Here is a 10,589-nt window from a genome sequence, read left to right on the forward strand (position 1 = left end):
TTTAATACTTGTTTTTCAACTTAGCTAGTGGTCCGAATTCCGGGGAGTAGCACATAGGTTATACATCATATCTGAGAGTTCTTCAAAGGAATGGTTTGAATTAACAATTTCCATTTCTAGCTTATTAAAATCTGAAAGACCATACGTATAAACAGATTGCTTGCCATTCTCCTGCCTTAACCCAAAGTATACCCAGTTGTAGAGCGGTAAATCTTCCTCAGTCATCGTCTCTGCGTTATCCAGGTAGAAATCTTTCTTTAGTAACAGGGTTCTACCTCCTAAATAGATGCCTGATGAATTACTATTAGCTAGCACGGCGGCGGCTACTTTACTGTATAGCAGATTTTCCTGAATAGGATTCTTACCTGCATTCAAGATAGATAGGATAATATGTGCTTTATGTTGGCTTGCTTCTTCTACTCCCTTCTTCCAGAAGTAACTGTAACTAGCTGCTCTTTTTACTTCTTCGCCAGGGATAGGCTTTGGTATCGTACCAATAGCTATGGTATATCCCTCAATAGTAAGAACAGCTGTTTCAGTATCCGATTCCTGCTCATCAACGGTTAAATGCCATTTGTTTCTCAGTTCAGCAGTCACTTTGGTAATGTCCACAGAGTTGGGCTCATCTAGCAGCACCATCCCTAATATTAGTTTATTGTCTTTCACTTCTATCTTCTTTTCTGTTTGAAAAAAGCTAAATAAGCCAATTGAGATAAGTACTATAGTTAGTGATGTAAGGGTGATTTTCATAGGGATGAGTGGAACGAATCAATCTTTCAATGGGTGTTTTGCAGGGCAGGGGGTTGTTTATATGGGTGCTTATTCACTTGAATCATTTATACGCTTTCATTCCTGCTTGTAAAGCACTTATTCCTTCTAGTACAGTTTTTCTGTTCTTTTCATCATTCATATTATTTCTAGCATACAATAACACAGGTCGTAGAGATTCAACTGAGCGCCCGAATTGATCCATCCATGCATACCTAGGCACCATCCAAAAATGAAAGTGATGGGTAGTATCTTCATTATAAAAATAATACACCTTTTCAATGCCTAACCTTATTCTTTGCTCGTGTCTGAGCTTATGGACCAATGAGATAAATTCAGTTTGTTCCACTGCTGTTAACTCATCCAGGCAATAAAAATGACGTTTAGCAGCTACAATCACTAATCCTCTAATCGGATAAGCGACATCCTGATGCACATGAAAATGAGCAGACTCAAAAATGACTCCACCTGTTGGTGGCACTACGCCACTGACTAGGGCGCAACTTAGGCATTCTACTTCTAGATTGCTTCCGTCCGCTGATGTAATGCTTGGTGACATTTAGTATTGGTTTTAGTTAAAGGCTTAATGCCAATTATTCAAGGGTATACTTGCAACACTACAAGTCTATCCCTCTTTTGATTGCTTCATGCTTAATTCTACTTATCCAATCCTCTGGGCTTTTGCCTGCTTGCAAATAGGAATGAATTACTTTCTTAGCTAAGAGGTAATCTCCTTGTTTCGCTAAGATAAGACCAACCTGGAGCCGAGTTAATCCTCCAGAGATGCCATCTACTTCCTGTGTTAATAAATCAGTTACTGTTTGATAGATATGGTAGAAAGGCAGAATATAGCTAGTCAGATGATCTTCAATCTGCTTTCTTAATTCTGATACATCTGTAAACATGTCTATTGTATACCAATAATCACTACTACCGCTTTTGATGATCGGTCCTGGTCTGAGGCTGAAAACACAATCATATTCCTTGATATGCTTGGGAAGAGGCGCTTGCCTCCAAAACTGGTATGTATCAGGCAGAAAAAGCCAATGTTGAAGGTAAACTTCACACTATCTTTTTGATTCCATGCACTGGATTGAATATTGAAGACTTTTACAAAATCTGCTTCCCCTTTTAAAAACGTTTTTCCTGCTACGTTAAACTGATGCTTTTTAAAAAGTGGTTTGACCATTTCTTTTATGATACCTTGCTCAATCTCTTTCGCATTCATAGATTTTACTGATCGATTTGATACATAAATTTACTATCAATTTCTGCTAGAATTTGTAATTTCTGATGACTATGTGGAGGTTGCGAAAAAAGTTAACTGTATAAAGTAACTAAGTACAAGACTACACATCAAATGACAACTGCACTGCCAAATCCTAAAGCCACACCTAGAAGCTATCAAAAGAATCTAATTTAACCCCATTTAAAAGAACACCAATGGTTACTTCATGCTTTGATTGCGTATATTTCTTTATATGGGCAGATAAACGTAACTGTTGATATGAGTTTGGTTTATCTACTTGTTCTGTGCCATTGAAAATGAAATCTCCCTTTATCATAGGCTTACTTATCACAGTAACCAGTTTTATTTTAACTTGGACCTATGTGGTTCCTATATTGACCATGATCCCCTCTGCCATGATTGAATCTATGGTAGAAAAAGTACTAGCAAAGAGTCATACAGAAATATAGGAATAGGGGTAATCATAGTTTTAACCATAGCTTTTCTGTGGACAAGTATTTCTTATTACTTGAGTGAAACAAAAAGAATAAAACACGATGCTCCTTTCAGGAAAGACCTATTCCTAGGCTTTCTCTTTGTTCAGTTCTTGATTATCCATCCCTTGGTATTTTATATCCATTGGGGCATTCAGTCCAACTTTAGAGGGGATGGACAAATAATTTTTGGGATTGTAGAGACATTTCCAACAAGCAGTTTTGCCTTTGTAGTTCTTGGCTTACTTACTGAGCTAGTAAGATATAAAGATAAAACTACGGCACCTAACCCCAGCTAAACTTGCCACCAGCTGCCTAATCGCAGTGCCAAAGCATGAAGCCAAGGTGTAGGTTAGCCATATTCCATTGGTCGCAATATAAAGACATGAAATACATTAGACTGTTTCTTATAAACATACTATTCATATGTGTTTTAGGCTGTCAAGCTGAAAAAAAAGAAAGTAGCCAAAATAACCAGGTAAAAATCAATACATCTCTTAGTAACAGGAGTGAAATAAGATATATGCGTGATACAGTGGTGGGAAATAGCTTTTTCTTCCATGCAGATAATCCCAAACAAACCAGTGATGTTACACTAATTTATCTTAATGATGAGCGAAATTCCATCAGAACCTATTCTAATCTATATTGCTGGGCATTCATCAAATAATATGTTGATGATTGAGTTAGTTGCCTATAATGCTATGGGAAGTAAATCAGGCATTGGAATAGATGTAAGGCAAAATGTTTTCACTTTCAAACCTGTTTTCACAACTGATTATATAGATTTATCTCAGGGAGACCCAAGCCAAACGATTGAATTAACATCCTTTAGCCAAGCCGCAGAATTAGAATTGGATAAAAGCAGGTATCAAGCAGGGGATAGTTTGTATGGAAAAATTTATATGCGAGCGGGAAAAGAAAAAGGAAAAATGTATGCTTATGGACACTTTAGAACAAAGATATTATAAATAATACGACCAACGCCACCTCCACGACCACCGACCTGCTGACGCTCGATTTCCCAGCATGAAGGCTCGGCAGCGAGTACTTTTGAACCGTAATGCATTAATATAAAATAAATGATAAACAGTTTACTTAAAGAATTTGTCGATTTTACCTACGGAGTGGGAAGAGCTAAGCGGAACTACTTAATTGCTAATCCAAACGAAATAATATTGGCGGCTGATGGTTCAAAGAGCATCATGACCAATGGCAGTCAAACAATTACTAAGGGTATCGACTGGGTGACTTCACAAAGAGCAGTTGTTATCCTGACAGACAAAAGGATAAAGAGTGGCAAATGGGATATACCCCTTGAAAAAGTGGAACAGGCTCAATTACTAAAGATAGGATCACTTTTTGGGTCTGGACAGGTATTGAAAATTCAAACGAAGGATAATGAATATTACCAGTTTGGTATGCAGTTGAATCCAGATTGGACGAATCAACAGAGCTTACCTTTAACCTTAGAAAAGGGAGAAGTAAAATATTCATTTTTCAGTATCGTAGTCCGTGTGGTGGCAGTGGCATACCTGATTTATTGGCTGATTGAAAGAATAAAGTAAAATCAGTGCATAACAATGCCAAACCCGCCAGCAACCCTACTGCCAAAGCTAGTCTCTCAGCAAAAGCAATGGTATGTGGAGGTTCTTGCTACATTAACGGCAATGAGAAATAGACTCTTGTACATAATATTATTTTTGCTACTGAATACCTCTGCAGTTTTCGGACAAAGCAAATATGAAAACGAATTTGTTTCCTTTGATAGAGTAATTCGAAGATTTAAAGAATCGTGGCGGAATCCCTTTTCTGGTCAAACTTCTGACTCTGTTACCAGCTTTTCATTATATAAAACTAAGGAGTTTAATGTTTCAATCAGTAAAGAACCAATAGCATTTGATACTACTCATTTAATAATTAAAAATCCTTACTATACAGACGATTTTGAGGACTACGATGACAATTATATAAATTATCCCGTTTCCTATTCCGTGATTTATGACAGGACATTAATTTCATTGTTTAAGAACGGAAAATTTGTATGTCACAATCTTGTTGATATGACAAGGAATTTGGATTTTGAAAGAAGCTTAAATACGAAAAAATTCAAATATCATTGGATAATAGATGATAAACTAACAGCGCTTGCTGGAAGCACAACTTATATATGGGATAATAACAAATGGACTAAATCAAAAACACAGTTGCCGCTAAAAAACCAGCCTAAACTTTTTGAAGACAAGGAATTTATTGTGTTTGGTGATTGCCATGGAGAATGGGGAGGAACGGTATATTTTTTTGATAAAGCTTCTAAAGAGATATACTTTACAGAATCGACTTGTGCGAACTCAGTGCTCAAAAAAAAAGGCAACTATTTAGTGTTAGCTCATTTAGGTCATATGATGGGTTCATCAGAGATTAAATCCATTAGCGACCCTCGCAATCTTACAAAAGTAAAGCAAAGTGAAATAAATAAAACCAAAGAAGGTCAAGCACTGGGTTATACAGACAAGTCAGGCGCATATCAGCAATTGCTAGATATTTTTGGCATACAATTGTTTTCAACCTTCAAATACAAAGAAAGAGAATTATATATTATCCACCTAAACGAAATAACATTTCTAGTAGAGTTTAAAGGAAATGAAATTGAAATTGTACATCCACTTTTCGACAATGAAATTTATACGCACAACCCTGTAACAAGTTCTTATGGAGATTATACTCTAATGAATCTAGACTTTTATGGTACTGCATTGGACAAAGAGGTTTCTGTGATAATTATAGATCAAAATAAAATAACAAAAGTGGACTGGAATGAGAATCACAGCCGCTAACCAACCTAACTTTACCTGGAGCAGTCAGTGCGGAAGGATGTGCTTTCATGATTGCAATTAAAAATCAATTATGAAGTATAGAATAGAAAACCATCTAGGGAGGCTTGAACTACATGACTCCACAATTGAGCAAATTCAAAGAGGTAAAGGTGAGATAAAAATAAAACTAGATTGGGCTAAGCTAGCTGATTTTAATGAAATCGATATTGAAGAAGGTTTGATTATTGGACAAAGCGAGCTTATCTTGAAAGGCGTTTCTCAGGAAAAATTGCGCTTTGATTCAGGCAATGTAGAGATAGATCAGATGAAGCCAGCTAAGGAGCTTTTGAATAAATTGTCAATTGGAACAAATGAGTTTATCAAAGAAGAAAACCAACAAATGATCATTGAGGGCGGGGTAAGTGTTGGCAAGGAATATTATTGGATGAAATGGGAGGTTCATTTTTCCAGTTTCCTTTTTCAGTGGAATAACCATATAACGTATACTGAATGGCAAAATGGAAAAATACCTAATTGAATAAAGAAGATAGGCATTGGCAAAAAATAAGTATTCAACATTCTGTACACAGACACAACAGGCAAAACGCAGTTAATAAAATCTAGGCAAGTGAATATACTATTTGTATGCAGTAGAAATCAATGGCGAAGCCCGACAGCCGAAAAAATTTATAAAAACCGTAGTGATTTAACTGTAAAATCAGCAGGCACAGAGCCATCTGCTAGGAACAGACTAACAGCAAAAAATATTAATTGGGCGGACCTGATCTTTGTGATGGAAAAGAAACATAAGCAAAGAATGGTTGAAAAATTCCCTTTTGAAACAGGGCAAAAGCAAATTATCATACTCCATATTCCTGATGAGTATACCTATATGGACCCTGAACTAGTGGAAGATATAAAAACAAAGGTGGATGAATACATCCAAAAATAGAATGGCTAGCCTATCAAATCTGTAATCTACCAAAGCTTTTTCCCCCTTCTGCATTAATCTATTATCCATAACACGTTAGAGAAATAAATGAACTTAGAAATACAAAGAGAAAAGTATCTAGAATATAAAACCCGATTACCAAAAACAGGAAAACAGATTATTGGTCAATATGATCAGAAGTGGATGGTGGTATATCAAGCCTTTCATCCTTCCATCTCTGACTATGCAGTCAAACATCAACGATTTGGCGGAGACCATTACAGCTTTAATCGAATGAGCTGGATTAAGCCCAACTTTTTGTGGATGATGTACCGAGCAGGATGGGCTTCAAAGCCTAACCAAGAACGTATTTTAGCGCTTTGGGTAGATCGAGAAAAGTTTGATTACATCTTGAGCCAAGCCGTTCATTCTACTTTTATTGCAGAAGTTTACCAACGGGAAGAGCATTGGAAAAAGGCACTTGCCGAATCAGAGGTGCGCTTACAATGGGACCCTGACCATGATCCTTACGGCAACAGGCTAGAACGAAAAGCCATTCAGCTTGGATTACGAGGCACTGTCCTGAAAAAATTCGCTACAGAATGGCTTTACCAGATAGAAGACATCACAGATTGGGTCAAGCTAGAAGGGGCAAAAGTACAGGCTAATACTATTGAAGAACTCACTGTTGCTTACGAGCAAATTTATCCCCTTACAGACCATTCCCTAGCAGAAAGAATAGGTATCAAAAGCGTAGGGAAACATGCATAGCACCTGCACTCTCAAGCTTGTTACAACCTAATCAGCAGATATATCTTAAAAACTATTCAAAAATATAGCTAGGAAGTGAATAACTATTCGAGCTTCTTTCAGCCCTTATACTCACTCTTCCTTTAATCATCATACTATTAAAGAATTAATAAGCGCTTATATAGCTCCACTTTTGTAAGTAAAAGAAGGCAAATCAAGTGTTAGAAAAACTAGATTACATAAACTGGCATGAATTAAAACATGCCTATGGTTCGGCAGAAGACGTTCCAAGCCAGATAAGAGGCTTGTTAGCCTCCGATTCCCAAACTCGAGAAAAAGCACTCTGGGCTTTATCTGGCAATATTTTTCATCAAGGCACTCGATACCAGGCAACACCCTATGCTATTCCTTTTTTGTATGAGCTAATTGAGTCAGACAAAACGCCTGATCGGGATAAGATCATCCTGTTTCTAGTAAGCCTTGCGCTAGGCTATGAAGAAGAATATTTGCCTGAAGGAATAAGTATCATAAACTTTCGGAATGAGTATAAGGAAGCGGAAGAAAACATGACATCTGCTCAAAGAGAAGAATGTGCAAAATATGGATATAACCCTCAAGCAATTTTAGATGGCTACTATCAGGTGAAAGCTGGTATTCCTATTCTATTGGAATTAATAAATGATGCCGATAAAAAAATTAGCAGAGCAGCCATATATGCACTCGCCTGGTTTCCTGAAACTGCAAGTGTAACCATCAGTAGAATAAAAAGTAAGTTAAACACTTTCTCTGAGCAGGAAGATATATCGATTGCTATTCTAGCAATTGGGTTGCTAGTAAGAAGTAGCAAGCAAGCATTTGATAGTTCAGAATTAGAGAAGTATTTAACATCCCAATCAAGTTTAATCAGAATATCCGCAGCCATTGGATTAGCTCAAAATCCACTATCGGATAAGATTCTAACGGAGTTGATTAACGGCATTCTTTCAAACAAAGAGTTTCAATATCTTGAAAACATTCCCTTCAATGAGGGACGACTGGCAGGTTATGCTAGTCTAGTTTTATCAAAGTATGGCGCATCCGAAAAGGAAAAGGTTATTCCAACATTATGTGAAGTCTTAAAATCTGTAAACGCCTATCAATCCTTAGATGTAACTGCTGGCTTATTGGGAATCCTAAATGGCAAGAGAACAAGGCTTATAAAAGATACGGATGTAAATGACCTAGATGACCTGGACAGAACGGCATTACACACCATTTTACACTATGGAGGCTGGGAACTAGGAAATGCAGATTATGTTAATTTTTCGGAGTTATTACAGTATGCAGGTGTACCTGATACCAGGGAAAAACTTAAAAACTATTTAGCGGATCAAAGCAAAGCTGCATACAGCCTGGGGAAAGAAGAAAACCCGCCTAGAACAGTGTTGAAAGCAACTATGAATTTTATTCGTAGGCTACTCGGTTTACACTAACCTGCGTTTGTGGCTATAGAAGAAATGAAGCTACATTTGATATACTAAACAATGAAGGCTATTTTTTGGGAATATATTCAAATTCATTTAGATAAAGGATTGATTCGTGATCTGCGTAATGCTAAAATTAAGCAGCTACTCCAATCACAGGATTTGTCTGACATAAAGGTTGAAGAATTAGTTGCATTTGAGCAAGAGCTGGATAAGCTCAAAATTAACTTTACCTTCCCTTTCTTTGAAAAAGTGTATTTCCCTACTTTGGAAAAAGGATATAAAGCTGGTGAACTAGCGGCTATCAAACTTATGCTCAAGCATATATCCATTATTTATCAAATTGAGCGGAAAAGAGAGACTAGCTCCTATTCAGAGTTTGCATTAATTGATAAGGGCTTGGAAATCTGTCCGACTGATCAAGAATTACTGCTGACAAAAGAACGATGCTTAGAGTCTTACCTGGATTTTACTATCCATGAAGTTCCTTACGGCGTGCTGTATGGCATGGATGGAGCTTCTCCTGATGAATGTTTGAAATTGTTAGATACGTTGGAAGAATACAAAGAGCTATGTCATACCCTTGGAGTGGATCGGGATGATCTGATTGCAGAATGCTATTTTCACTATCAGCACTACTACATTTACCTCCAGGATCAGCAGAAGTATACATCCTATGAGCAGTATCTGAAAAAGTACTATCCATAGCATTGCACAAATTCACTATCCGAGCTACTATAATGCAAGCCTAATGAGAAAGCATCGGTTTATGGTTGTGCTAGGGTCATCATTGGCAATAAACAGAAATGAAAAAATTACTCCTTCTTTTTATCTTCATTACAAATTTTGCTTGTAATCAAACTCCAACAGTAAATTCATCTCAATCCATGCCTAAGAACACAGCACACATACGCAAAGAAAAGACAGAAGCTTATTTAAAGGAAAAACAGATAAAAATCAATCCTCATTTGCCCTACATTGAAACGGAGAAAGAAACTACTTTGAGGATACCTAAAGAGATTGCTCAACGAGTAACTATCTTGGCTATGGTCAATCTTGTCGCCTTTGATAATTTTACAGGCAAGCAGGCGATTGAGTATCTAACAAATTATAACTTATGGGATAAAGTTACTCCTGAGGAAAAAGCTTTTCTTGAAAATCCCACGCCTGAGCAGAAAAATGAGGAAAGCTGGAAAGCAGAAGCAATCTGGACGCTGTTATGGGCTTTGAAGAAAGTACCTGATTTGGAATTTCCCGAAAAATTATGTGATCTGAATAAGGTAGCTATAGATGATTACCCTTTCCAGGGTTTAGATAAAGACCCCAATGTGTTTATTAATTCTATCACCCAATCTAGAAGTAAGACAGAAATCTTAGATGCTAATGATTTGTATTACCGCATAGATTGGGCTTGTGTGGATGCAAGGATTAATAATCGTTCAATTATTGGAGTAAATCCAGGAGTTGTTTATGAGAGACACTATGCGCTAAATTGGCTAATCAACTACATGAACCAAGAATGGGATGAAATATCTTGCGATACCTAAATGACTACTGTCATCATTAAACCATCCAACAATCCTAATGCTCACGCCCAAGGTCGCAGCTAGAAGCTGCGGTATGTGTGGGTTCATGCTACGTTGGGCGTAATCAAAGATTGAATAACTACCTTAATTGCTAAATAATAATGAAAGCAAGAATTATGTATATTGAAAATAAAGAAACAGGAGAAGCAAGAATTGGTAGAGTTTCTTTCTCAAGGACATATAATAGGGTTTATTATAAAAATAAAATTTTACAAAGGGCAGGTAGTCAAAAAATCAGGGGCAACTTTTATGATGTTGAAACCAAAGAAGAATATTGGGTTTCTGGATGCAAAAAAAGAGGAGGAGATAATCATTGGGCAGAAAGAGTTCCAATCCAAATTGATGAAGATGTAGCAGAAGAATATTGGTCCCAAATTAGACAATAAAAAACAGAAGGAGTATAAAAAACTTCACCCAACATTAAACTAAGCCACCAAACTAGCCTTATTCAGTGTATAGGCTTAGCACAGCGGAACTGGCACCGAGAATGTTTGGTGCATGTGCGACTCGTTTTCTTGAAAGATCGAAAGATCGGGGAAAGAAGCAGCGTAGT

Annotated in this window: 15 protein-coding genes; 10 read left to right on the forward strand and 5 right to left on the reverse strand. The window is 37.0% G+C overall.

Translation table 11 applies throughout. From position 1 onward, the window contains the following. Positions 1–24 precede the first annotated feature (24 nt). From Q0590_RS35680 to Q0590_RS35700, 5 genes are all read right to left on the reverse strand, one after another. Positions 25–750 (reverse strand): DUF4261 domain-containing protein, encoded by a 726-nt coding sequence (locus tag Q0590_RS35680; RefSeq protein WP_302042466.1) that lies wholly within the window; start codon positions 748–750, stop codon positions 25–27. Positions 751–832: 82 nt separating this feature from the next. Beyond that, complete coding sequence (locus tag Q0590_RS35685; protein WP_302042467.1) at positions 833–1,327, reverse strand: HIT family protein; 495 nt, start codon at positions 1,325–1,327, stop codon at positions 833–835. Positions 1,328–1,385: 58 nt separating this feature from the next. Beyond that, a complete protein-coding gene (locus Q0590_RS35690) occupies positions 1,386–1,673 on the reverse strand; it encodes a hypothetical protein (protein ID WP_302042468.1) in 288 nt (95 codons plus the stop codon). A 2-nt stretch (positions 1,674–1,675) separates the two neighbouring features. After that, complete coding sequence (locus Q0590_RS35695; protein WP_302042469.1) at positions 1,676–1,996, reverse strand: DUF4304 domain-containing protein; 321 nt, start codon at positions 1,994–1,996, stop codon at positions 1,676–1,678. A 166-nt stretch (positions 1,997–2,162) separates the two neighbouring features. After that, the gene (locus tag Q0590_RS35700) at positions 2,163–2,333 is read right to left on the reverse strand and encodes a hypothetical protein (RefSeq protein ID WP_302042470.1); all 171 of its coding nucleotides are present in this window, start codon (positions 2,331–2,333) and stop codon (positions 2,163–2,165) included. Positions 2,334–3,098: 765 nt separating this feature from the next. Here Q0590_RS35700 and Q0590_RS35705 point away from each other — a divergent pair. From Q0590_RS35705 to Q0590_RS35750, 10 genes are all read left to right on the forward strand, one after another. Beyond that, the gene (locus Q0590_RS35705; RefSeq protein ID WP_302042471.1) at positions 3,099–3,461 is read left to right on the forward strand and encodes a hypothetical protein; all 363 of its coding nucleotides are present in this window, start codon (positions 3,099–3,101) and stop codon (positions 3,459–3,461) included. Positions 3,462–3,572: 111 nt separating this feature from the next. Next, positions 3,573–4,058, forward strand: a complete 486-nt coding sequence (locus Q0590_RS35710; RefSeq protein WP_302042472.1) for a hypothetical protein — start codon at positions 3,573–3,575, stop codon at positions 4,056–4,058. A gap of 15 nt (positions 4,059–4,073) precedes the next feature. Further along, positions 4,074–5,327 (forward strand): hypothetical protein, encoded by a 1,254-nt coding sequence (locus Q0590_RS35715; RefSeq protein ID WP_302042473.1) that lies wholly within the window; start codon positions 4,074–4,076, stop codon positions 5,325–5,327. Positions 5,328–5,397: 70 nt separating this feature from the next. Next, complete coding sequence (locus Q0590_RS35720; protein WP_302042474.1) at positions 5,398–5,844, forward strand: hypothetical protein; 447 nt, start codon at positions 5,398–5,400, stop codon at positions 5,842–5,844. 90 nt (positions 5,845–5,934) lie between these two features. Beyond that, positions 5,935–6,258, forward strand: coding sequence for a low molecular weight protein tyrosine phosphatase family protein (locus Q0590_RS35725; RefSeq protein WP_302042475.1), 324 nt, complete (start codon positions 5,935–5,937; stop codon positions 6,256–6,258). A gap of 87 nt (positions 6,259–6,345) precedes the next feature. Beyond that, positions 6,346–7,008: a DUF4291 domain-containing protein gene (locus tag Q0590_RS35730; protein WP_302042476.1), complete on the forward strand. Its 663-nt coding sequence runs from the start codon at positions 6,346–6,348 to the stop codon at positions 7,006–7,008. 197 nt (positions 7,009–7,205) lie between these two features. Further along, positions 7,206–8,459 carry a HEAT repeat domain-containing protein gene (locus Q0590_RS35735; RefSeq protein WP_302042477.1) on the forward strand — a complete coding sequence of 418 codons (1,254 nt, stop codon included), beginning with the start codon at positions 7,206–7,208 and terminating at the stop codon, positions 8,457–8,459. 51 nt (positions 8,460–8,510) lie between these two features. Further along, positions 8,511–9,158 carry a hypothetical protein gene (locus tag Q0590_RS35740; RefSeq protein WP_302042478.1) on the forward strand — a complete coding sequence of 216 codons (648 nt, stop codon included), beginning with the start codon at positions 8,511–8,513 and terminating at the stop codon, positions 9,156–9,158. 98 nt (positions 9,159–9,256) lie between these two features. Further along, positions 9,257–9,997 carry a DUF4272 domain-containing protein gene (locus tag Q0590_RS35745; RefSeq protein ID WP_302042479.1) on the forward strand — a complete coding sequence of 247 codons (741 nt, stop codon included), beginning with the start codon at positions 9,257–9,259 and terminating at the stop codon, positions 9,995–9,997. A gap of 140 nt (positions 9,998–10,137) precedes the next feature. Beyond that, positions 10,138–10,422 (forward strand): hypothetical protein, encoded by a 285-nt coding sequence (locus Q0590_RS35750; RefSeq protein WP_302042480.1) that lies wholly within the window; start codon positions 10,138–10,140, stop codon positions 10,420–10,422. Positions 10,423–10,589 lie beyond the last annotated feature (167 nt).

Origin of the sequence: Rhodocytophaga aerolata, from assembly GCF_030503435.1 — a bacterium.
GTDB lineage: Bacteria > Bacteroidota > Bacteroidia > Cytophagales > 172606-1 > Rhodocytophaga > Rhodocytophaga aerolata.

Excerpts from the sequence above, each read along its gene's own strand:
- Q0590_RS35685 (WP_302042467.1), bottom strand. The coding sequence starts at position 1,327 with ATGTCACCAAGCATTACATCAGCGGACGGAAGCAATCTAGAAGTAGAA.
- Q0590_RS35695 (WP_302042469.1), bottom strand. The coding sequence starts at position 1,996 with ATGAATGCGAAAGAGATTGAGCAAGGTATCATAAAAGAAATGGTCAAA.
- Q0590_RS35710 (WP_302042472.1), top strand. The coding sequence starts at position 3,573 with ATGATAAACAGTTTACTTAAAGAATTTGTCGATTTTACCTACGGAGTG.
- Q0590_RS35705 (WP_302042471.1), top strand. The coding sequence starts at position 3,099 with ATGATGAGCGAAATTCCATCAGAACCTATTCTAATCTATATTGCTGGG.
- Q0590_RS35715 (WP_302042473.1), top strand. The coding sequence starts at position 4,074 with ATGCCAAACCCGCCAGCAACCCTACTGCCAAAGCTAGTCTCTCAGCAA.
- Q0590_RS35700 (WP_302042470.1), bottom strand. The coding sequence starts at position 2,333 with ATGATAAAGGGAGATTTCATTTTCAATGGCACAGAACAAGTAGATAAA.
- Q0590_RS35720 (WP_302042474.1), top strand. The coding sequence starts at position 5,398 with ATGAAGTATAGAATAGAAAACCATCTAGGGAGGCTTGAACTACATGAC.
- Q0590_RS35750 (WP_302042480.1), top strand. The coding sequence starts at position 10,138 with ATGAAAGCAAGAATTATGTATATTGAAAATAAAGAAACAGGAGAAGCA.
- Q0590_RS35730 (WP_302042476.1), top strand. The coding sequence starts at position 6,346 with ATGAACTTAGAAATACAAAGAGAAAAGTATCTAGAATATAAAACCCGA.
- Q0590_RS35690 (WP_302042468.1), bottom strand. The coding sequence starts at position 1,673 with ATGTTTACAGATGTATCAGAATTAAGAAAGCAGATTGAAGATCATCTG.
- Q0590_RS35745 (WP_302042479.1), top strand. The coding sequence starts at position 9,257 with ATGAAAAAATTACTCCTTCTTTTTATCTTCATTACAAATTTTGCTTGT.
- Q0590_RS35680 (WP_302042466.1), bottom strand. The coding sequence starts at position 750 with ATGAAAATCACCCTTACATCACTAACTATAGTACTTATCTCAATTGGC.
- Q0590_RS35740 (WP_302042478.1), top strand. The coding sequence starts at position 8,511 with ATGAAGGCTATTTTTTGGGAATATATTCAAATTCATTTAGATAAAGGA.